This is a genomic window from Vibrio sp. D420a, assembly GCF_030248625.1.
In the GTDB taxonomy this organism is placed as follows: domain Bacteria; phylum Pseudomonadota; class Gammaproteobacteria; order Enterobacterales; family Vibrionaceae; genus Vibrio; species Vibrio fortis_A.
Genome location: NZ_JAHGAN010000016.1, coordinates 25,054 through 47,920 on the forward strand (window position 1 = coordinate 25,054; position 22,867 = coordinate 47,920).

At 45.6% G+C, this 22,867-nt stretch carries 15 protein-coding genes and 1 pseudogene; 1 reads left to right on the forward strand and 15 read right to left on the reverse strand.

Translation table 11 applies throughout. The features are described from left to right. Nucleotides 1-22 precede the first annotated feature (22 nt). From KI743_RS11770 to pilM, 15 genes and pseudogenes are all read right to left on the reverse strand, one after another. Nucleotides 23-3,397, reverse strand: coding sequence for an ExeM/NucH family extracellular endonuclease (locus KI743_RS11770; protein ID WP_285466530.1), 3,375 nt, complete (start codon nt 3,395-3,397; stop codon nt 23-25). A 113-nt stretch (nt 3,398-3,510) separates the two neighbouring features. After that, the gene (locus KI743_RS11775) at nt 3,511-6,708 is read right to left on the reverse strand and encodes an ExeM/NucH family extracellular endonuclease (protein WP_285466531.1); all 3,198 of its coding nucleotides are present in this window, start codon (nt 6,706-6,708) and stop codon (nt 3,511-3,513) included. A 21-nt stretch (nt 6,709-6,729) separates the two neighbouring features. Further along, nucleotides 6,730-7,830, reverse strand: a complete 1,101-nt coding sequence (locus tag KI743_RS11780) for a porin (protein WP_032550016.1) — start codon at nt 7,828-7,830, stop codon at nt 6,730-6,732. A gap of 591 nt (nt 7,831-8,421) precedes the next feature. After that, nucleotides 8,422-9,438, reverse strand: coding sequence for a tryptophan--tRNA ligase (gene trpS, locus KI743_RS11785; protein WP_032550015.1), 1,017 nt, complete (start codon nt 9,436-9,438; stop codon nt 8,422-8,424). Between the two features lie 174 nt (nt 9,439-9,612). Beyond that, nucleotides 9,613-10,299 carry a phosphoglycolate phosphatase gene (locus KI743_RS11790; protein ID WP_150893257.1) on the reverse strand — a complete coding sequence of 229 codons (687 nt, stop codon included), beginning with the start codon at nt 10,297-10,299 and terminating at the stop codon, nt 9,613-9,615. Between the two features lie 117 nt (nt 10,300-10,416). Continuing rightward, complete coding sequence (rpe, locus tag KI743_RS11795) at nt 10,417-11,091, reverse strand: ribulose-phosphate 3-epimerase (RefSeq protein WP_032550011.1); 675 nt, start codon at nt 11,089-11,091, stop codon at nt 10,417-10,419. A 210-nt stretch (nt 11,092-11,301) separates the two neighbouring features. Then, nucleotides 11,302-12,141, reverse strand: coding sequence for a Dam family site-specific DNA-(adenine-N6)-methyltransferase (locus KI743_RS11800; protein WP_032550009.1), 840 nt, complete (start codon nt 12,139-12,141; stop codon nt 11,302-11,304). 69 nt (nt 12,142-12,210) lie between these two features. Beyond that, nucleotides 12,211-13,755 carry an SPOR domain-containing protein gene (locus KI743_RS11805; protein ID WP_285466535.1) on the reverse strand — a complete coding sequence of 515 codons (1,545 nt, stop codon included), beginning with the start codon at nt 13,753-13,755 and terminating at the stop codon, nt 12,211-12,213. Between the two features lie 82 nt (nt 13,756-13,837). Next, the gene (gene aroB, locus KI743_RS11810) at nt 13,838-14,926 is read right to left on the reverse strand and encodes a 3-dehydroquinate synthase (RefSeq protein ID WP_032550007.1); all 1,089 of its coding nucleotides are present in this window, start codon (nt 14,924-14,926) and stop codon (nt 13,838-13,840) included. A gap of 25 nt (nt 14,927-14,951) precedes the next feature. Next, nucleotides 14,952-15,470, reverse strand: coding sequence for a shikimate kinase AroK (gene aroK / locus KI743_RS11815; RefSeq protein ID WP_032550005.1), 519 nt, complete (start codon nt 15,468-15,470; stop codon nt 14,952-14,954). A gap of 174 nt (nt 15,471-15,644) precedes the next feature. Further along, nucleotides 15,645-17,276: pseudogene (locus tag KI743_RS11820) on the reverse strand (type IV pilus secretin PilQ); the annotation flags it as partial. Between the two features lie 125 nt (nt 17,277-17,401). Further along, complete coding sequence (locus tag KI743_RS11825; protein ID WP_285466537.1) at nt 17,402-17,920, reverse strand: pilus assembly protein PilP; 519 nt, start codon at nt 17,918-17,920, stop codon at nt 17,402-17,404. Then, complete coding sequence (locus KI743_RS11830) at nt 17,907-18,500, reverse strand: type 4a pilus biogenesis protein PilO (protein ID WP_150893246.1); 594 nt, start codon at nt 18,498-18,500, stop codon at nt 17,907-17,909. Before KI743_RS11830 ends, KI743_RS11825 begins: the two co-directional genes overlap by 14 nt. After that, entirely contained in the window at nt 18,493-19,092 is a 600-nt protein-coding gene (locus KI743_RS11835; protein WP_285466539.1) for a PilN domain-containing protein, read from the reverse strand. Before KI743_RS11835 ends, KI743_RS11830 begins: the two co-directional genes overlap by 8 nt. Further along, a complete protein-coding gene (gene pilM / locus KI743_RS11840; protein WP_285466540.1) occupies nt 19,076-20,101 on the reverse strand; it encodes a type IV pilus assembly protein PilM in 1,026 nt (341 codons plus the stop codon). The genes KI743_RS11835 and pilM overlap by 17 nt, the downstream gene beginning before the upstream one ends. 147 nt (nt 20,102-20,248) lie before the next feature. On the opposite strand from pilM, the gene KI743_RS11845 reads away from it, so the two are divergent. Beyond that, on the forward strand, nt 20,249-22,807 hold the full coding sequence (locus KI743_RS11845) for a PBP1A family penicillin-binding protein (protein ID WP_285466542.1): 2,559 nt from the start codon (nt 20,249-20,251) through the stop codon (nt 22,805-22,807). Nucleotides 22,808-22,867 lie beyond the last annotated feature (60 nt).

Here is a 22,867-nt window from a genome sequence, read left to right on the forward strand (position 1 = left end):
CCTACTCCTTAATGCAATGAGGTTACTTGTTAAAACGACGACGTAGGAAGCCAAGTCCTAATAGGCTCAATAGACCGCCTAGGCCAAATGAACCACCATCGCTGCCAGAGTCACTCATTTGAGTAATAGACACTTGCTGCGTTTCAATCACTTTACCTTCAACAGCTGTTGTTACTGTGTACTCACCAACCTCTAAACCTGAGATAGGCACTTCCGTCCAACCCAGTGCAATTTCGAACTGATCAAGAACGTCTTTCTGAACATTTGAAGAGGTTGCTACAAACGCTTGAGTCGCATTGTTGAAGCTTACCGACACTTCATCACCCACTTTCAAGTAAGCAGAGTCTGAGTACTTAGTCAGATCAACAAAGTGGTTAAAGGTAGCACCACCAATCGGAGACTCAGGGCGAGGCTCATTGATTGGCTCATCAGGAAGCTCTACTGGCGTACCCGGTTGTACTGGCTGATCAGGATCCGGGAACACTGGATCAACTGGATCAATTGGTTTACCTGCAAAGGCAATCGATAGTACTACTGGATCATGCCCTGCAGCGCGGAACGAGTCAGAGTAGGCTTGACCCAGTTCGTGCTTAGCGTCCAGTGTTTGAGATTCACCGGCGTTAATATTCCAATGGGTTGCACCAACAACTTTCGACTTAAGACCTGCAGAAGTCAGAATATAGTCGAGGCTACCATTCTCATCTCCTTGAACGACGTTGTAGCTATTTGGATCTACAATTTCCATTACGTTCTCAAAACCGTAGCTATCAGCAACAACCACACCTTCTTCGTGTAGAGATTCATCACCGATGAAGGTTTTTTCAGCCGTCTTGATCTCGTAGTTTTCAGGTGCGCCTGAACGATCAGTCAGTACGGTGATTGCATCTTCGTTATTGAAGGCATTTAGGCTACCAAGGATGACTTTTTCGCCTTCCATTTCAGCCAGTTTCCGGCCTAGATAATCCGCCGCAGACACACGTAGATTCTCACAACCGCCTTGGCGATCGTCATCCGATGTATCTTCTAGACAAACTTGGTCTTTATCCGCAAAGTGGTTAACCGCAACCACAAGCTTATCTTCACGATCTTTAAACGAGAAGACAGGGACAACAGCTGCATGTTGAGTCGTAAACTCACCATTTTCAGCTTCTTGTTTCGGCATTGGAATTACTTGTAACGAATCTAAGCCTACTGTGCTAGGACGGAAAATAACAAAGTTCGCTGTCGCTAGTTCACCTACCGTTGTTAGTCCTTCACTGCTAGCAATGTTGTACTGCTTAGTCTCTGGAAGGTCAGCATTAAGCTGGGTCACTAGGTAAGAAATCGCAGAGCTGTCTCCAAAGCCGTTATTTTCAACTTCCATCAAACCAACGATGTCCGCATCAAGCGCAGTTAACGCCGCAACAAGCTTCGCTGTCTGGTGATCAAATTGAGTTGAATCTTGCGCACCTGGTGTTGCATCAAATGCCAAGAAGTCATTGCTCTCACCACTACCTTGTAGGCTATTGAAGTACTCTTGAGCGTTAAACGTTGCGATACGAACGTCACCCTCATCGACTTTCGGCGCCAAATCACGGTTATTACCACGTGCAATAAAGCTGTCGTTGTTCGCATCTTCTGTTACGTAGAAACGGTAGTCTGAGTATGAGTACCCAAGCACACCTTGAAGGTTACTTGCACGATCACCTACGCGAATGAAATCTTCGGTCGAACCATTTTGATCAATATCTGTTTTAGCAAAGTCTGGGTACCACACTGGTGCTCCAACAGTATCTTTCTTAAATGACTCAACGACTAAGCGTGCATCATCATTACAATCCGCTGCTTTTGCAGCTTCGTCAGTACCCGGGAAGTTCGCTTGGTTCGGGTGAACATTTGCTTTTCCTTGGCTAAGAACGAGGTTGTAACGCTTAGGTCCTTCGTCCAAGCTGTAGCTGCGTGAAACGCGCATATCAACGGTTGAAGTCAGGTTAACCAGCATGCCTTCATGACGTTCTAAGGTGAAATCGAACTCAGAGTCTGAAGCAATTTGCTCAAGGTTAACAGCCGATACAGAGCCAGTGCCGACCGCTTTAATGGCTGTTGCAGGGATTTGAGTCCAACCATAGTTTTCTTGAACCGGACCAGTTACCTGAACCTTATCACCCACACTTAAGCCTGTTACATCACCGACAACAAAGATACCGTCAGAGGTTTTCGGATCGCTATCTGGCGTTTCATCTTGCATGTAGAAACCAACAGCAACATCACCATCAAGCGCTTCGCTCTGAATCGCGGTGATCACGCCTTCAACGGTAAAGGTTTCATCAGAGATGAATTTACCATTAGCTGGGTCTGTGTATGGAGAAGCCCAAGAGTCACCTTGAAGCTGACTGATCAGTGTATCTGGTGATGGGTCCGGATCTGGATCAGGGTCTGGGTCAACTGAACCGTTGACTTTACCTAGGCCGTCAAATGTATCTTTGGCTAGCTCTGTCCAGTCTGATTCATTGTAAGTCGCAGACGGTGATGTGCCATTTCTTTGCAATGTAATATCTTTACCCCAACCACTCGCTGTCGGGACTGCGCCTACTACATCGACAAGTGTATCACCGTTGAAGAGACCGACAGCATCGCCACCATTATGATATAAGCCACCGGTAATAGAGCTTACGCCATCATCTAGAGTGATAGTTGCTGAATCATGAAGAACAACCAGTACCGATTTCGCAGGTAGCGTTTGTCCATCAAGGTTCACCATCTCTGATGGGGTTTCGTCACCATCTTTATAGCGAACCAATTTATAGCCTGTTAGGTCGATATCTTCAGAACCATTGTTATAAAGTTCGATTGCCTTGTTGTTTGAGCTGCCTTCTACATATTCAGTAATAACAACTTCACCGGCACCGCCACCTAGCTCAACCTTGCCAAAGTCACTCCAATCGTTCATATCTACAACTTCAAACTTACTTGCATCGTAAGTTGTGCTTGGAGACATGTCTGTTCTGCGTAGTGTAACGTCTTTATTAAAATCTTGACCGTCGCCAGCACCTACGATATCAACGACAGTGCCATTGTTTCGCACAGCGACAGCATCATTACCATTGAAGTAAGTAACAGTAGACTCAACGTCACCTTTACCTTTTAATTCATCAGCAGCGCTTGCGTTAACAATGACATAAGTTTGCCCAGAAGCCAGCGTCACGCCATCCAAAGATTGGCTGTTATTCCAGTCACCACCATTCGGGGCAAGATCGACCGTATAACCATCCAAAGTCGCAGAAGAAGAACCGACATTGGCGATTTCAATTGCTTTGTTACTCCCAGATCCTTCGGTGATCTCAGAGATAATAATATTTGCATTTGCCATAGGTGCGATCACAGCACCAACAGCAATCGCTATTAAACTTTTTTTCATGTTTGAACCTCAAAGGTAAACAGATTTATATCCATATCAGCCAAGTTAATCTTGTATTTCCTCGGCTTTACTCAAAAGAAAGGGTTAGTAATAACTACTAACCCTTTTATCAATTACTGACGACGGCGGCGTAGGAAACCTAGACCCATCAGTGACAACAGAGCACCAAAGCCGAAGCTACCACCTGAACCATCGTATTCAGGAGTCACAGGTGACACATTGCTCGAATCTTGTTTGCTAATATTTGTAGCCATTGTCATCGACTCAATCACTTGAGACGAAGATGCCCCAGCATTTTGAGCCGCAACACGGTCTCCCATTAGTTTCATCGAAATCGTGTAAGTACCCGTATCCAGACCAACCACGTCAAACATTACTGTTTGTGCACCATCTTGATTCAACGTCACTTTCGGCAAAGAGACATTTTGTGGTTGTGGAGAAATAGAAATTTCAGCAACATCACCAGATCTCGCATCAGCTGATACTGGGAATGCGATGTCAGCACGGCCACTCTTCACAGCAATATTCACATTCGACTCACCCGCTTCACCGTACTTGTAGCCTAGCGATACCATTGCTGGATCGTGGTCAGAAGAACGAATAGGCGTTTCTCTAGCGAATGGGTTAGAAACCTCATCAGATGCTTTCTTATAGTTGCTGTAATCATTCAATGAAGATTCAGCTGCATTGATATGCCAGTCAGCAGCATCAACCAGACGATCTTTCAGTGAAGGTGTGATTAGAAGGTGGTCCAAAGAACCAATTTCGTTGTTGTATGAGTAACTCCAAGCTGTTTTGCCAGCAGGTGTTTTCAAATCAACTGCATTTAGGTAACCAAATGTTGTCGTTATCTTTTGGCCATTCTTTTCAAACACTTCATCGCCAACAAAGGTGTAGCTTGATGCGTAAATCTCTTTACCCGTTGGGTTATCTGTAAGAACAAGCATTGGGTCTTCGTAGGTGTATGAGTTCATGTCACCCAATACAACTTGGTCGCCACCAATTTTCGCCATTTCTGTACCTAGCTGGTATGCAGCTGATACACGGAAGTTTTCACAAGAACCTTGGTAGTCATCGTTGCGAACGTCATCGTTCACTGGATCAAAATCAGCCCAAGTTTCCCAGCCAACCCAGTCTTCATGACAAGTAGAACCTTTCGATTTCAAGTGGTTAATTGCAACCGTTAGACTCTTACCGGTATTAAGAACATTGAATGTCGCTGCAACGGTATTACGCTGGTAGTTATCACCACTTTCACGAACAGCACCATCGCCGTCAATGATCGCGCCACCTTCCGGGTACTCAACTAGCGGAGCATGCTGCTCAGGCATTTGAATAATGCGACCGGATGTAAGAGAGACTTTCGATGGACGGTAAATTACACCTGATGTAATTGCATCGGTACCAATCGTGTCGTTTTCATCTAGGATGGTGTCACCATTGCTATCGAAGCCAACAAAAACATAGCGATTGTGGATAGAGTCTTGGTCACCGCGCTTGGCGTAATCTTCTTCATTGTATTTTGCGTTAACAGAAGCAAGAAGCGTCTTAATTGCACCAAAGTCACCAAAACCGTTGTTCTCGATTTCCATCAAGCCAAGGATATCCGCGTCTAGACCGTAGATAGCTTCAACGATTTTCGCTTTTTGTAACTCGTACTCTTCTTCCGATTCTGCACCACGGTTGTCACCATGCTGGTTTGCACTGCCACCGTAAGGCGAGTTGAACAGGTTTAATACGTTTTGTGTTGCAACCTTAATCGTAAAGCCTGCATCGTAATCTTCATTAACGATGTCATACTCACCATTACTTGAAACTGGTCGTGGCGTATTTGGCGTAATATCCGCACTTGTCATCTGATAACCACCAGCAGCCGGATCTTTCACGACTAGACGGTATTCATCGTAGGTATAGGCGATAACACCTTCTACGTTCTTGATACCATCATTGATACGAATTGGGTTGTCGTAGCTAAAGTCTGCGTAATACGGGATTTTGCCGTTACTTGGTGCTTTTTCACTATCAAGGAATAGAGTCGCATCGCGGTTTTGTTCGATCTTAGCGATCGACTCGAAGCTGCCTGCTACGTACTCTTGGTTCGGGTGAAAGTTAGGCTCTTCATAAGCTAGAGCTAAGTTATTACGGAACTGACCTTTGTGGTAAAGCTCGAAGTCGAAGGCAAATGCACGAGTTACGCGCATATCTTGATTGCCCGTCTTAGTGTCGTCCATGTCTTCAACAAGCTTAACGAACATACCTTCGTGACGCTCAAGCGTATTCGCAAAAGAAGCACCGTCTTCCGGTAGGCGTTTTAGTTCAACTGGCCCTGGAGGAGTAACAGTATTGCCAGTTTCTACCCAGTTACCTGACATATTAAACTGTGTCTGACCGAAGTATTCGCGGACAGTACCAACTACAGTGATTTCTGTACCCACCGCTGGTTGAGTGCTTGAATATACAAACAGACCATCTGAAGTCAGTGGGTTACCATCGTGATCGTATAGGAAGAAGCCTTTAGAAAGACCGCTAGCTGCACTCGGCAGTACGTAGCCCACATAAGCAGTTAGCTTGTATGATGCTTCTGTCTCATAGAACTTGTCTTCTTTTAAAGACGTACCGAATTCCGCTTCTACTAGTGGAGAAAACTTACCTGTGCCTTGTACTTCAGCAATAGTTACTTCAACCGGCGGCGGCGGAGGTGTTGGTGGCTCTTCTAGCGTTAGTTTTCCAAGATCATCGTAAACATCTGTACCTACGTTAGCCCAGTGTAGTTCTACATAAGAGCTGTCTGGAGTTGTCGCGTCTTTTGTACGGCGCAGAGTAACTTCTTTACCCCAAGTTGAACCGCTAACACCAATAATGTCATGGATAGTATCTGGGTTGCTATCCGCACCAATCCAAACTGGATCATCACCATTAAAGTTCAGTGCGTCATGGCCAATGCCGCCGTAGCTGCCCGAGTAAACGATCGTCGCACCATTTGCTGCAACTGCGTTTTTCAGATCAGCAGTCGCATTGTCGCCAACCACTACGATGCTTTCTCCAGCAGCAATAGTGACATCTTTCAGTACTGGGGTTGCATCATCCGGCTTTAAAACTTTGTTTTTGTAGCTGCTGTAATACAGTGCATGGTCGGTAAAGGTAAATGGCGTAGTACCTGTGTTGGTGATCTCGATTGCACTGTTGATTGCGTAACTATCAACGCTCGATTCTACATACTCTGTAATCAGAATATTATTGATGTCAGCCAGTGCTGCGCCGCTAAGCACACTACTAATCGCACCAGCAAGTAGAGTCATTTTTTTATTCATTTCGATATCTCTCTGATTTAATTAGAAGTAAACGCGAGCGTAAGCGTAAGCGTCTTGAGCTGCTTCACCAGTGTTCCACTCAAGTGCAATCACACTAGAACGTGTTGGACGGTAGTTGACACCTAATGTGCCCCATACGCGCTCATCACCCCAGCTGTGCTTGTCGTTGCCACTTGCTGCTTGCTCATTGCGATTGTCAATCGCCCATTGCTCATACTCTTCGTAGTTGTATGAAGCAGTGAACTCCCAATTATCAGTAAACTGGTACTTCGCTGAAGCCAGGTAACCTTTGTTCTCTAGAGTTTGAAAATCATTGTTCACGTAAGTTTTCTCACCAGTAACAGGATCAACTGAAACCAGTGTTCTTGACTGTGCAATATCTTCTTCTTCGAAGAACGCATTAACACCAAGGTGGAAAGTTTCCGTCACAGCAAGGCGCGCGCCCGCACCTAGTAGACGCTGCTCGCCATACTTCGATTTACCATCAGAGCCACCGCGGCCTTCCGCACCAGCTACAACAGAGAAGCGATCGCCAAAGTAACCAATGTAACCATTCACGATTTCGCCAAGCTCAGAGCCAGAAGATGACTCAGCGCGGTTGGTGTACGAAGCGCCAACTTTGATTGCGCCAAAGTATTTACCTTCATACTTTGCGGTCATGTCTTGGTCGCCAGCTTCACCCGTTTCAACCGTGGTATCAAAAGTGAAGTCACCCCACTTGTCGTAATCATCAAATGCAGTATCGGTTAGACCTACCTCTACGTAGTGTTCTTGATTCTTGCTCTTGTACAGGTCATATCCAATAAAGACCTTATCGATCGCCAGAACCATATCACCTGAACCGTATTCCCAGTTCTCACGCTCATAGTCCAGCTCTAAGCGATAGTGCATCTTGTCTTGTTTACCTTTCACACCCATGGTTGCGAATGAGTCATCAATGAAAGTTTGGTCTGCGTAAAACTCACCGTATTCGTAGTTAGCGCCAATATGACCACCAACGCCGACCTCACCATAGAGTTTTACGAAGTCACCATTCTCATCTTCATAAATAGTTACGGCATTTACAGCCGATGCCATAAATAAAGAAGAAATAGCTAGCGCCACTGCATTTCTTTTTAACATCACTTATTTCCTTAAATTCAACACTCGTAATGGAATATCGTTCCAAAGCCAATTAGCGCGCAGAAATTCCAACCATTTATTTTATAAATATGGTTTCGATTGAAATTTACGCGTAAAAAAGCACAGATTCACAAGGGTGATTCTGAATGTAGCCAAGCTTACCTAGTTATATTAAACCTGTGTAATCTCTTACTTTTATGTAATTAGATAAAGCGATAAACACCATAAATGAGGTTTATTTCACATTTATGTCGCTGATATTACGGCGTTGATTATAAATCCAACAGAATGGGTAATGTGTAATAGAGCATTTCATCTAAATCTTCAAAATATTGCTCTACATCTCAGAAAGTTAATTAAGTTAGTGTTAAGTGAACTATTAATAAGGATTAATTTTATAGTTTAGAAAATTGGTACAATATAACAATTAAGGTGATTTTGATTACGCACGCTTACAAATATATCTATTAATTATCGCCGCAATATATATAGGTAGTGAATGTGAGGTTTTTATAAATCTAAATCAGTAGAAACAAAAAAAAAGCCTCTGTACTAGACAGAGGCTTTAGCAATGAATTTAGCGGTTGAAAACTATGGGCGAGTTACAAAACCTACGGCTTCGTAAGCTTTCTTCAGGGTAACTGCTGCGCGTTCTGAAGCTTTTTCTGCGCCAGCTTTCATTACTGCGTCCATGTAGGCACGATCTTCACGAATGCGGCGGTATTCTGCTTGGATTGGCTCTAGCATCTCAACGATTGCTGCGCCAACGTCTTTCTTAAATGGACCGTACATCTCTACGCCTTGGTATTGCGCTTCAATCTCTTCAAACGTTTTACCCGTTGCTGCAGAGTACAGCCCCATCAGGTTCGAGATACCCGCTTTGTTTTCCCAATCATGAGCAATGCGTGGCGGCATCTCCGCATCGGTTTGCGCTTTGTTGATCTTCTTGATGATCGACTTAGGTTCTTCCAGAAGCGTAATCACGTTCTTACGGTTGTCGTCCGACTTAGACATCTTCTTCGTTGCATCTTGTAGGCTCATTACACGTGCATTCACGGTTGGAATGTACGGTTCTGGCACTTCGAAGATTGGCTGCTCAGGAGAGTAGATGTTATTGAAGCGAGTCGCGATATCACGCGCCAGCTCCAGGTGCTGCTTCTGGTCGCTGCCTACTGGTACTTGGTGAGCACCGTAAAGCAGAATATCTGCAGCCATCAATACTGGGTAATCAAACAGACCTACGTTTACGTCGTTCGAGTGACGCGCAGACTTGTCTTTGAATTGAGTCATACGGCTCAGTTCACCCATCTGCGTGTAACAGTTAAGAAGCCAACCAAGTTGAGCATGCTCTGGTACGTGTGACTGAACAAATAGCGTGCTCTTCTTTGGATCAACACCGACAGCAAGACAGATAGCTAGTGCGTCTAGAGTCGCTTCATGCAGAGCTTTAGGATCTTGACGAACCGTAACCGCGTGAAGGTCTACAACACAGTATTGGCAATCGTAGTCATCTTGCATCTGTTGCCATTGACGTAGAGCACCCAAGTAGTTACCGATACTTAGTTCACCTGATGGTTGAACACCACTCAATACGATGGGCTTGCTCATGGTTTTAATTCCTTTGCTTGTTCGCTAGTTTGAACTCAACTCGTTTAACGTTGCGTCTTACAGACTAGCTTCTTAACTTAAATATAGAAAAGCCGCACAGCTCTTTCTGTACGGCTCATCCAGTGTACTCATTGACAAGTATTTTGCTAGTAGGTTAGCTAACTTTTGTCCGCATTATGCTGAAACGAGAACGACATCTAGTAATTGAGCAACGCTATCTGCCACGTAGTCAGGTTTTGATGCTGAAATTGGCTCACCATGGTTGTAACCGTAAGTCAGACCAAACGAGTGACAACCCGCATTCTTCGCCGCTTTAATGTCATTGCTTGAGTCACCGACCATCAGCATTTCGTCGGCCTTTACATTGTGCTTCTCTAACAGCCAGTTCAAAGCGACTGGGTTGGGTTTCTTTTCAGGGAACGAGTCACCACCCAGTACATCTACAAAGTACTTATCGATACCGTGCTGCGCTAGAACATCAGGAACAAACTTCGATGGCTTATTCGTTACCAATGCCATAGTGAAGCCAGCTTTATGCAGCTCAGCCAGTGTCTCTTTTACTGATGGATACAAGTGGCTTAGCTTGTGGCCACCTTGCTCATAGAAGTCATCAAACATCACACGAGCTTTCTTTAGTAACTCAGGATCTAGCTGAGGGTCAACCGTGAGGCTACGACTCAGGGAGCGCCCGATAAGAACATCTGCACCGTTACCTACGTAATCACGCACTTCCTCTTCGCTTACCGCAGAAAATCCCATCGCCTGACACGCTTGGTCCGCTGCAACAGCAAGATCTGGCACGCTGTCCAACAAGGTTCCATCCAAATCAAAGGCAATCAGTTTTATTGAGCTTAATGACATCTTACTTTCCTATTTTTGTATTCGCCTTATGAGTTGAGCAATAAGACGTAAAAAAGGGGCCAATCAGCCCCTTTATCTAAATTCTTTAGTTTAGGTCAACAGACCCTAGTTCTACTTTTATGCGTTAACTTTTGCAAGCTCTGCACGCATCTCATCAATGACTTCTTTGTAATCTGGCTGGTTGAAAATTGCAGAACCTGCAACAAACATGTCTGCACCCGCTTCTGCGATTTCGCGAATGTTATCCACTTTTACACCACCATCAATCTCAAGACGAATGTCACGGCCTGATTCATCGATCATCTTACGAACAGCGCGCAACTTATCTAAAGTGTGAGGAATGAAAGATTGGCCACCAAAGCCTGGGTTTACCGACATCAGTAGAATCAAGTCAACCTTGTCCATGATGTAATCTAGGCAAGAAAGCGGCGTTGCTGGGTTTAGTACTACACCCGCTTTACAGCCGTGCTCTTTAATAAGCTGCAGTGTGCGGTCAATGTGTTCAGAAGCTTCAACGTGGAACGTGATCATCGATGCACCCGCTTTAGCAAAATCAGGCACGATGTTATCAACTGGCTTAACCATTAAGTGAACGTCGATCGGCGCTGTAATACCGTAGTCACGAAGCGCTTTACAGATAGGCGCACCAAAAGTCAGGTTTGGTACGTAGTGGTTATCCATCACATCAAAGTGCACAACGTCAGCACCCGCTGCAAGAACGCGTTCTACGTCTTCACCAAGACGAGCAAAATCTGCAGACAAAATAGATGGAGCGATTAGAAAATCTTTCATACCAGACCTCTTAAGAGTGAGTAAAAATGCGAATATCACCGCCTTGGTGGCATCTCATACACAAATACAAGGCTCAAACCCAAGACTATCTGGTGCGCAATTCTACCTAACCGATGAAAGAGATCCTAGCAGTTCAAGGGAATTGTTTATCAAAGTGCCAAGTCAAAGGATCTAGCAATGTAATTGGCTGATTGGCTCAGTAAACCTTCGCTACTCTGCAGCTTGTTGGTTCTTCTCTGCATGGAACAGCGCCAGTAGCTCATCGACTTTATTGCGCCCTGCTCCGTTACGACTGATAGTACGTTTCACTTTCACAACGTTAAGGTCAGCACCGTGATACAGGCGGCGTGTCAAAGTGGTGTCGTGGTTAGAGATCAACACAGGAATGCCACGCTCCATTGCTGTTTTCTCAGCGATGTCAGCGAGTGCAGCTTGGTCATCCAGTGAAAAACCATTACCTGCGTAAGAAGTAAAATTCGCAGTAGTAGAAAGCGGCGCATAAGGAGGATCGCAATACACTACACAACCTTTACGAGCGCGGCTAAAGGTTTCGCTATAACCTTCGCAAACAAACGTCGCTTTCTTAGCTTTCTCAGCAAAGAACTCTAGCTCAGCTTCCGGGAAGTAAGGCTTCTTATAAGAACCGAACGGCACGTTAAAGCCACCTTTTTTGTTATAACGACATAAGCCATTAAAACCAAAACGGTTCATGTATAAAAATGCCAACGAACGGTACATCACGTTATCCGTATCGTTGAACTGTGCACGGATATCTAAGTACGCTTCTTTACGGTTGTTTTCAGGGCAAAACCAGCGTTTTGCTTCCGTAATATAGGTCTCAGGATCGGTCTTGAGGAGGTTATATAGGTTGATCAGATCAGGATTGATGTCAGCCAATAAGTATTGGTCATAATCCGTGTTCAGAAACACTGAACCGGCACCAACAAATGGCTCCACCAATTTACGAGCAGGTGGCAAGTGGCGTTGGATATCTTCTACTAGGCCATATTTACCACCAGCCCATTTTAGAAAGGCACGCTGCTTTTTCATTTACTGCTCTATCTATCAACTCAAAAATAAGGCTGCGGAATGTAACATATTTTGAGGCGAAGCTCAGCGTTATTTCGCACGTTCTATCTCTCGATGTACTTGATTCATCGATTTTGCCCAAGGTTCCAATGCTTGTAACTCTTTTGGTAGCGACTCTACCGCATCTCGAGCCACTTGAATGGTTGGGTAATCTTGGTAAGTGACAATGAACCACTCGATATCATTACGTACTGTTGGGTAGATACGAACATCATCAGCAATATCGTACTGCTCAATGAAAGACTGAACATCTTCAAGCTCCGTCATCGCACCAAGCTGTAAAGTATAGGCACGTGGCGACAAGGCTTTGAGTTCGTCTCTCGCAAACGAGAAGGTGATGGTTTTCGCCGGTGCTTGTGCCGCTTCTTGGGCTGCCAGCTCTGCTTGTTCACGAGCAGCACCTTCATCATCACTGGAAGCTTCAAGCGCTGCCTGTGACGGAGCAATTGGTTCGTTGCTGCTTGATGAACTATTTGCCTCAACAACATCGTCAATATTCTGGGTATCGACCGTCTCTGGTTTGCCTTCCAGAAGCGCATCGACAACATCAGAAGTAATAACCACACGTTGCTGAGTATCTTGCTCTGCTCCTACGCTTACTGTCTCTTCAACCACAACAGGAGGTAGAGAGGAGGTATCATCTTCTGCACCGACATAGCTATCACTACCATCAGATTCAGGCGCAGTCACGTCTTCCAAATTTTCGTCACTCTGACTTTCTTTGGTTTCAAAGGTAGGAATCGCGGTCTGCTCAATTGGGGCAATCAGAGATTCTGCTTTATCGTCGGGGGTTGGCTGGCTAAGCATCCACCAGTAGCCACCACCAATCACAACCAATAGCAAAGCCACCAAAATTGCGATGTTGGTTGGTGAGCCAATAATTGAGCGAATAATAATCCTTTTTTCCACTTTTAACTCTCCTAGAGCCATTAACTCACCCGGCAGAGGCGCAGCTTTCCTGAATGCGCTTCGTACCCGATTTTCCATATCGTCTTCCACATAACGCACCACCAGCGACTCAAAAAACTGCAGTGCCTCTTGTTCCGATAGAGGCTCAATTTCAAGGTCAATGGGCTTATGCTCTTGCCCGTAACTCAAGCGAGTTAAGAGAGAATCTAAATGTCCCGCTTCTGAAAACAGAACAACATTAATCGTCCATTGAGGGTTGTTTTGCGCTTCGAGTACCAACAACCACAGCTCCGACACCAACACTTCCGATAATCGATGGGCATTATCAACCACGATCACCACATCGCACGAATCACCATCAAGGATTCGCGTTAGGCTATCGCTTAGGGAGTCATGTTGATTAAAAAGAGGATCGGAAACGATTTGGCTCAGAATGAGCGCACGGTGTTGTTGGTCGTCTTGATTGGGATGACAAAACAGTAGGCATTGATTTTTATCAGTCGCCCAAGCTTCAAGGTAGCGTTGCGCTAACCATGTTTTTCCTGAACCGGGCTTACCCGCTACAGTTACTAAGTTTGAACCAAAATTGGTGAGTAGTTGTAACCGCTCTAGCAGCTCAACCTGAGACTCTAACTCCAATACTCTTAATTCATGAGCCAAACTCATTAGGCTTCCCTACTGACAAATCAACCAAACATCGAGATTGTCACTCTGAGCCACAATAGCTCAGAGTAACGTTACTTCTTGCTTAAAGCGTACGACAGAAATCAATCGCTTGTTTGATGATGTCCTGAGGTACATCGGCAACCACATCGGCTGTACCAATGCTGGTTGGTAGAACGAGGCGGAGCTGACCAGAGAGCACTTTTTTATCGCGCATCATGTGCTTCATGAAATCTTCAAAAGACATGCTTTCCGGCGTATGAATCGGCAACTTCGCACTCTTGAGTATAGAAATAATACGCTCAAGTTGCTGCTCGGTAATCAAGCCCTGCAGCTGTGCTGTTTTCGCAGCCATAACCGTGCCGGATGAAACTGCTTCGCCGTGTAGCCAATTACCATAGCCTAGTTCTGCTTCAATCGCATGACCAAATGTATGACCTAGGTTCAATAACGCACGGATTCCTGACTCTTTCTCATCTTGCGCCACAACTTCAGCTTTAATCGCACAACAACGAGCAATCGCTGTAGTTAGTGCTTGCTCGTCGAGTTGATACAGCTTATCAAGATTCTCTTCAAGCCAGCTAAAGAAGGCTTCATCATAAATGATGCCGTACTTGATCACTTCAGCAATACCCGCAGCAAACTCGCGCTCAGGTAAAGTCGATAGACAGTTGGTATCGATGATCACTGATTTCGGTTGATAGAAAGCACCGATCATGTTTTTACCCATAGGGTGATTAACCGCTGTTTTACCACCTACCGACGAATCAACTTGTGAAAGCAGAGTTGTTGGAATCTGAACGAAATCAATACCGCGCTGGTAACAAGCCGCCGCAAAGCCGACAAGGTCACCAATCACACCGCCGCCTAAAGCAATCACGACCACATCGCGGCTGTAATTTCCTTCAAGCATGTAGCTCATTACGGTGTTAAAGGTTTCAAGCGTCTTGTATTGTTCGCCATCAGGCAGCTCCAGCAGAGATGCTTGACAGCCAACATCACTTAAAAGCGACAAGATTTTATCCGCATACAAAGGCGCAACTGTGACATTACTGATCACAACGACTTTTTGTTTGCCAGATAAAAAAGAAAGGTACGCCGGGTCTTCAAATAACCCGGCGCCGATAGAGATTGGGTAGCTACGCTCAGCTAGATTGACCGTAATCCGTTCCATGGTTTGCTCTCCGAAAAAATTGAACTTAACGTTCTTCTAGCATTTTTACGATCTGGTTGGCTACCACTTTTGCACTTTGATCGTCAGTACGAACTGTGTAGTCCGCCACTTCTTCGTATAGTGCGTTGCGAGTCATTGCTAGATCTTCTAGCACATCACGCGGGTTATCCGTTTGAAGTAGAGGGCGCTTCTTGTCGCGGTTTGTGCGCGCAAGTTGCTTTTCAATTGTTGTTTCAAGGTAAACAACAATACCTCGTGCAGATAGACGGTTGCGATTTTCTTTGCTCATTACTGAACCACCGCCTGTCGCAAGAACAATACCTTGCTCTTCTGTCAGATCGTTGATTACAGATTCTTCGCGTTTACGGAAACCTTCTTCACCTTCTACATCAAATACCCAAGCGATGTCTGCGCCAGTGCGCTCTTCGATCACAGTATCAGAGTCTAGAAACTCCATGTGCAGTTGGGAAGCTAGGTGTCTACCAATTGTACTTTTGCCGGCGCCCATTGGGCCAACAAGAAAAATATTGCGTTTCTCAGCCATGTTTAGCAGTAATTTACAACGTTAATTCAATGACATCGCCACAAGGTAGGTCAGTAGTAATACTGAAATTAAAAGGCCCGTGGCACCGATTCCTCACAGATAATTCGTGATAAGACCCGAAATTATCAAGGTTAGGTGCCACTAATGCAACTTTATTTTTGATCTAATTGTCCGTTACTGAATCACAACTTTAGGTGTAACAAAGATCAACAGCTCACTTTTCCCTACATTTTCATAACTTCGGCGAAATAATGCGCCTAAAAGCGGTAAATCCCCAAGAACTGGCACCTTATCAACGGTATTACTCACACTATGTTGAAAAATCCCTCCCAACACTACGGTTTCTCCGTTGTTTACCAAAACCTGTGTACCAATTCTCTGAGTATCTATTGCCACCGCTTCACCCGTACCGGTTTTCACCACTTGTCCGGGCCTGTCTTGGGTCACGCTGAGATCCAGCACCAAGCGGTTATCTGGAGTTATCTGTGGCGTCACCTTAAGGCTCAATACCGCCTTCTTGAATGATACCGATGTCGCACCACTCGAAGACGATTCTAAGTAAGGGATTTCTGTTCCCTGTTCAATATAGGCAGGCTTCTTATTGGTGGTGATTAAACGAGGACTGGAGATGATCTCCGCTTTTGACTCTTGTTGAAGAGCCGATAACTCCAAATCAAGCAAGGTGTCCGATCCTAGCTTGGCCACTTGAAAAGCAATGCTCGATGCATTCGGAGAAGTTGCGCCAAGGTTGACGTTGAGATAGTTGTCGAGCGCACTGGAATCATCACCGCTATCGCCACCGTTATAGGGCTGGATTGTCGGATAATTACCTTCTATCGAGCCTCCGACTTTAAAGCTACCATTGGTTGATGAAACGCCCCAACGCACACCAAGCTCATCTAGATTCCCTTCAGTGACGGTCACTATTCTCGCCTCAATCTGAACCTGTTTTACTGGAATATCGAGTGACTCGATAATTTCTCGGATCACCGAAATGTTCTCAGCGAGCTCTCGAATCAACAACGAATTAGTACGTTCATCAATGGTAATGCTGCCTCTATCAGAGAGCATGCTAACGGTTCCATCACCACCAATCATATCGGCAATATCTGTGGCTTTGGCAAAGTTAATTTTAATGATCTCTGACTTCAACTCCCCTAGCTCTTGCTCTAGTCTCGATTTTTCAAGAGCTTGCTGTTCTCGCAGATCGAGTTCGGCTCTCGGAGCTACCAGTATCACATTACCATCAACTCGCTTATCAAGCCCTTTGACCTGAAGAATAATGTCCAGCACTTGCTGCCATGGCACACCATCAAGGCGCAGTGTGAGGTTGCCAGATACAGAGTCAGACACCACCAAGTTAAAATCGTTATAGTCAGCGATAAGCTGCAACACATTCCGCACAGGGATATCTTGAAAGTTAATCGAGATGAGCTTGCCCTCTCTGTCGAGAATACTCTTCTTCGGTTCATCCTCGACTATTGCGGGAGTGCTGATCACCACCTCGATTTCATGTCCGTTAATCTGATACTCATAATCGTAGTCAGCATTGATGCTTGCGAATAAACGGGTACTCGGTGTTTCTCTAAACACCTCAATCTCTTCCACTAAGGTTGAAAAGTCCTTCACATCTAACAGGTAAAGTTTGTCATCTGCGACTTGAGTATTAAGTAGCTCAATACTGAGCCCCTCTTGAGCTTTCTGCACATCGACGACCGTACTACTTGTGGCCAAATGAATAACAATCACAGCTTCACGAGCTTGATTAACCCTAAAATCGATACTCTTTAGTTCATTGGGTTGCGTTTGTGCTTTGACCCCAACCGTGACGCAACATAGCAACACAACGAAAACAGCTTGGCGCATCCGGCTCAATAACCGACTTAATCCTTTAATCATATCTACATCTCTATCCACGGCATGTGGTTGGTTTATTTGAGAGCTAAGCGGACATTGCGTCGATGCCAACAACCTAGACCATCTGGAAGGGTTTCATTAATCAATACGTATTGACTAGTGACTTTGGTAATGCGCCCACTGTTTAAGCCGATGAATTGGCCTTTCTGGACCTTGACGACACTTCCTTTGGGCGTTTGAACAAGACCAGAGATTTGACTTCCGCTGCCCATAACGCCCTTGAGCCGCAACTGTTCCAGCGGATACTTCTCTAACTTGCCCGTACGACTACGTCGAGTTGGTTGCCAACAATCTTTTTTCGCTTTGGGCTGGGTCAGTACAAGTGCCTCTTTGGGCAGTTCAAATGGTGGACGATGCGTCCTTTGCTGATATTGCGCGGCAATGAACTCGGAAGTAGGACTTAACTGCTCAACGTCTTTGCGTGCCCTTGCCTCGACCTGCACAACAAACTCCTCTAGAGAGTCTTGGTTTGCCTTACACCCGACGACGGTAGAAACAATCAACAGCACCAGCAGCGATCTAACGAGACTCATCTTTGACCTCTGCCTTGAATTGGTAGGTGTATGCGCGAACACGGAAATGCAGAGTGCTGCTCTCTTGGCTAACTCTTTGCCAAGTCACATCATCAAAACTGATAATGCGCGGTAGTTTGGCGATAGCGGCAGAAAAATCCCCAATCTCATGGTAGTCACCCGTCAGCTCAATATTCAGTGGCAGTCGATACAAAAAAGCCTTGTTCTCTTTCGCCCCCCAGTCAATACGGGTAAAAGTGAGGTTGTTGTCTAAGCCGAGCTCATTCACCGAGGCCAACATACTCGCTAACTCTTTTTGAACTGGCAGTTGTTCAAGTAGGTAGTCGTAGCGACTGGTCAATTCATCAAGTTGGTTCTGTAACGCAGGCAAGGTGGCCACTTTATTGGCTTTGATCCTGAGGGTGGTCTTTAAGGTCTGCTCTTGCTGCTTCATCTGCTCTAGTTCGTCATTGAGTGGCATCACATAGAACCAAGCGCCGAAACCTTGAATAACCAGCATCAACAAGACAATCACCAACATCTGCGGTAGCAGTGGCCACTCAGTGATTTCGTCGACATCGAGGTCTTGAAAGTTAACCATGCGACGCCTCTTGAGCTGTGCTTCGTATTTGCGTCTGTTTTATAGAGGGCGAGACGAAGCCAAATGAGACCTTGAAGGTCTGAAATTCTTTATTGAAGCGCTTGCGATTGTGCACTATCGAATGCATTTCAACATTACTGAGGGAAGTGGAACGTTCTAGGTTATCGAGCATAGTGGCGAGCCGTGCAGTGCTGTCACTGATACCCGACATCTCTATCTCTTGCCCATTCATCTTTATCTTGTCAACATACACCCCTTCAGGAATCAATTCGGGCATCAGATTCATAAAGTGCGTGGTTTTATTGCGACCAGACTGAAGTGATTCAACGACATCTAGGCGAGTTAAAATGGCTTTGTGCTCACGCTCTGCCACTTTCAAAGAGCGAATCTGTTTATCAAGCTGGCCGATATAGTGCTTAAGATAGGTAAGACGTGCTTGCTGACGAGCTTTCTCTTGTTGGAAGTAATGCCCGATGGCCCATTGTCCCATAACCGCAACTAAGGTTCCTAAGATCACCAATTGAATGAAGCGTTTCTTGTGCTGTGCTCTTAGCTCATCACGCCAAGGAAGGAGGTTAATTTGATGCAACATGCTTCACTCCTTGCCACTTCACACCACTCACTGCAATGCCAGCCGCAATACCAAAGGCATGACGGTCCATGCTCTTGTAGCGTTTGTTAGAGGCTTTATTCTCAAAGAGCGCTAAGGGATTAAGTGTTTCACACGCGAGCTGAAAATGGCGTTCCAACTGCTCTGCGAGCATCGGGGTTTCTGCTCCCTCTCCCGTCAACCAGATTCCTCTTAGTGCTTGAAGAGAGTTGGCCGACGCGTAGAGCTGAAACTGGCGTTTGAGCCTTTCGATCAAGTTCACGGTAAAGGATTGAGTCTGCTCTGCAGAGGCAAAGGGAGTCGTGTGTTCCCCTATGTTACCCGCCTGATAAAGCGCTTGAGTACCAAAGGCTATATCTTTGAAAAATGGAATCCCGCTTTGCGGAATGAGGCCAAGTGAGGTTTGATTGACCCCAATATCGATCATTATCCAACTCTGCTTCTCTGGATAAAGCCGAGTTGCCAGTTGCCAAATGTGAAGTAGCCCATGAGCTTGGGTATCTACCATAATCGGACGAAAACCAGCTTTCGTCAGCGCTTGGGAGCGACTCTCCACCACTTCTTTGCGCGTTGCATAAACCTGATAACTGGTGGTTGAGCCATTTCCAAATCGCTTATCGTCCAGTTTAATGAAATCTAGGCTCAGCTCCTCAATCGGAAAAGGTGATTGGTGAGCAAAAGTTTGATAGATAGAAAACTCTTTTTCTCGGTCTTCTAGGTCACTTTCTATCTGCAATACTTTGCTAATCACGGTATTATCTGGGACTGAAATAGCGGCGTGACGGCAGCCAAAGGGTAAGCCTTTCCTAAGTTCTTTGAGTTTCTTTACAGTTTTCTGATACTCCAAGGTGTGGTTATCTGTGAAAATGTCGTCCGTAATAGGCAGTTCTTTGTATCCCACTACGGCATATAACTCTCCAACGGGCTTTAAAACCACCGCTTTGATGCTGTGATTGTTTATATCTATACCTGTAACTAATGACGAACCCATACCAGCTCCTGACATGCCAAGCATTTCGTTGCTTATATAGGGGTTGTGATTATTGGTTAAATAAGCGTTAATAAACGAAAGCTAAGTTTTTAGTCTAGAGTACAAGGGTTTGCTGCTTATCAGCCTTAACTAATCAGGGATTATCCGGTGAAGTTCATAAAGCGATTATTCATATTTACATTGGTTTGCATGATTCTTGGAGTCAGTACAATTTTTGGTTTTTACTATTACGTAAAACCAGAATTGCCAGATGTCGCGACGCTACGCGATGTTGAGCTTCAAACGCCAATGCAGGTCTTCAGTCAAGACGGCAAATTGATCTCTCAATTTGGTGAAAAGCGACGCAACCCTGTCAGCTACGACGAAATCCCTCGTCATCTAGTTGAAGCACTCATCGCTACCGAAGATAGCCGCTTCTACGACCACCCTGGTATCGACCCGATTGGTATTACTCGTGCTGCGATTGTTGTTGCTATGTCAGGCTCAGCAAAGCAAGGGGCGAGTACCATTACCCAACAGCTTGCGCGTAACTTTTTCTTATCTAATGAGAAAAAGATCATGCGTAAGATTAAAGAGATCTTCATTGCGATCCACATTGAGCAGCTACTCAGCAAAGAAGAGATCATGGAACTGTACGTGAACAAGATCTTCTTGGGTCACCGCTCTTATGGTTTCGGTGCTGCTGCACGCGTTTATTTTGGTAAAGATCTTCCGGATCTAACCCTGAGTGAAATCGCAACGCTGGCTGGTATGCCAAAAGCACCATCGACGATGAACCCAATCTACTCACTAGAACGTGCGACCAATCGCCGTAATGTAGTTTTAGGCCGAATGCTGGATGAGAAGTACATTACTCAGGAAGAGTATGATGAAGCGCGTGCTGAAGAGTTAGTATCAAAATACCACGGTGCAGAGATCGAATTGAGCGCACCTTATGTCGCAGAAGTCGCTCGTGCTTGGATGGTCGAACGCTACGGTGAAGACGCTTATACATCAGGTATGAAGGTCTACACGACGGTTGATTCAACTCTGCAAGATGCAGCCAACCGCGCCGCTATCACTAACCTTCTTAACTACGATGAGCGACACGGCTATCGTGGTGCAGAAAAAGTACTGTGGCAAACAGAGCAAGCGGCTTGGGAACAAGAACAAATTGTTAAACACCTAAGATCGCAACCAACCTATGGTGATCTAACGCCTGCAGTCGTGACCAAAGTAGATGCTCAAAGCGCTCACGTTTGGGTTAAAAACCAAGGCGAAGGTGTGATTGAGTGGCAAGGCATGAACTGGGCTCGTAAGTTCCTAACTGACGACCGACAAGGCCCAGCCCCATCAAACGCAAAAGAGATCTTAGCTGTTGGTGAGCAGATTTGGGTTCGCAGTGAGGCGATCTCAGGCAAAGAAGCGACAACCGAAGAGAGTGAAGAAGCCACTGAAATCGCTAATGCGGCACTAGCTAACTGGCGTCTAAGCCAAGTGCCAAACGCAAATACCGCGTTTGTTGCGATGAACCCAGACAACGGTGCTGTGTTGTCTATGGTGGGTGGCTTTAACTTTGTTCACAACAAGTTTAACCGCGCGACTCAGTCAATCCGTCAAGTGGGTTCAGGTATCAAACCTTTCATCTACTCAGCGGCTATCGATAAAGGCTTAACGCTAGCGTCGCTGATTAACGACGCGCCGATTAACCAGTGGGATAAGAGCCAAGGTACTGCGTGGCGTCCAAAGAACTCTCCACCAACATATGTGGGTCCAACTCGTCTTCGTATTGGCTTAGCGCAATCGAAGAACGTAATGGCGGTACGTGTACTACGTGAAGTGGGCTTAGATGATACACGTAACTACCTGACTCGCTTTGGTTTTGATATTGATGAAGTGCCTCGCTCTGAAACCATCGCACTCGGTGCTGGCAGCTTAACGCCTATGAAGGTTGCACAGGGCTACTCGGTATTTGCTAATGGCGGTTACTATGTTGAACCTTTCTACATCAGCCGCGTTGAAAGCCCATTTGGTGACGTAGAATTTGAAGCATCACCAAAAGTGGTTTGTCACCAAGATTGCGAAACGACTCTAGAAACGGATCCAATTGCTGACGAGTTCGCAGAGCAAGACGTGGATGCAGAAACCCAATATGCGCCACAAGTTATCTCTGAGCAGAATGCATTCCTAGTTCGTGAGATGCTGTACAGCAACATCTGGGGCGGTGGTAACTGGCGTGAAGGTACAGGTTGGAACGGTACTGGTTGGCGTGCACAACCACTAAAACGTCGAGACATCGGTGGAAAAACCGGTACCACTAACGACTCAAAAGACACATGGTACAGTGGTTACGGCCCTGGCATTGTAGCAACAGTTTGGGTTGGTTTTGATAACCATAACCGTAACTTAGGTCGCACTAAGAACAACAGTAACCTAGGTAAGAACCAAATCACGGGTGCAGAAGCTGGCGCTAAAACCGCTCAACCAGCTTGGGTCGACTTTATGGGCTTAGCTCTGAAAGATGTGCCAGCACAGCGCAAAGATATCCCAGAAGATATTGTGCGTGTGCGTATCGATAGAGATACCGGTCTCCTGACCAACAAGTCAGATGGTTCTTCGATGTTTGAGTACTTCGTAAAAGGCACTGAGCCTACTGAGTACATCAGCGAGCGCTTTGGTGATGATATCTACTCATCATCGGGTGAAGCGGAAGAAGAACTGTTCTAATCCAACACTAAGAAGCAATTAAAGAGGGCTGATACCTAATAAGTATCAGCCCTCTTTTTA

Coding starts and splice junctions, on each gene's coding strand:
- KI743_RS11835 (WP_285466539.1), bottom strand. CDS start 19,092: ATGTTGCATCAAATTAACCTCCTTCCTTGGCGTGATGAGCTAAGAGCA.
- KI743_RS11775 (WP_285466531.1), bottom strand. CDS start 6,708: ATGAATAAAAAAATGACTCTACTTGCTGGTGCGATTAGTAGTGTGCTT.
- KI743_RS11805 (WP_285466535.1), bottom strand. CDS start 13,755: ATGAGTTTGGCTCATGAATTAAGAGTATTGGAGTTAGAGTCTCAGGTT.
- aroB (WP_032550007.1), bottom strand. CDS start 14,926: ATGGAACGGATTACGGTCAATCTAGCTGAGCGTAGCTACCCAATCTCT.
- aroK (WP_032550005.1), bottom strand. CDS start 15,470: ATGGCTGAGAAACGCAATATTTTTCTTGTTGGCCCAATGGGCGCCGGC.
- KI743_RS11825 (WP_285466537.1), bottom strand. CDS start 17,920: ATGAGTCTCGTTAGATCGCTGCTGGTGCTGTTGATTGTTTCTACCGTC.
- KI743_RS11790 (WP_150893257.1), bottom strand. CDS start 10,299: ATGTCATTAAGCTCAATAAAACTGATTGCCTTTGATTTGGATGGAACC.
- KI743_RS11800 (WP_032550009.1), bottom strand. CDS start 12,141: ATGAAAAAGCAGCGTGCCTTTCTAAAATGGGCTGGTGGTAAATATGGC.
- rpe (WP_032550011.1), bottom strand. CDS start 11,091: ATGAAAGATTTTCTAATCGCTCCATCTATTTTGTCTGCAGATTTTGCT.
- trpS (WP_032550015.1), bottom strand. CDS start 9,438: ATGAGCAAGCCCATCGTATTGAGTGGTGTTCAACCATCAGGTGAACTA.
- KI743_RS11780 (WP_032550016.1), bottom strand. CDS start 7,830: ATGTTAAAAAGAAATGCAGTGGCGCTAGCTATTTCTTCTTTATTTATG.
- KI743_RS11830 (WP_150893246.1), bottom strand. CDS start 18,500: ATGGTTAACTTTCAAGACCTCGATGTCGACGAAATCACTGAGTGGCCA.
- pilM (WP_285466540.1), bottom strand. CDS start 20,101: ATGGGTTCGTCATTAGTTACAGGTATAGATATAAACAATCACAGCATC.
- KI743_RS11770 (WP_285466530.1), bottom strand. CDS start 3,397: ATGAAAAAAAGTTTAATAGCGATTGCTGTTGGTGCTGTGATCGCACCT.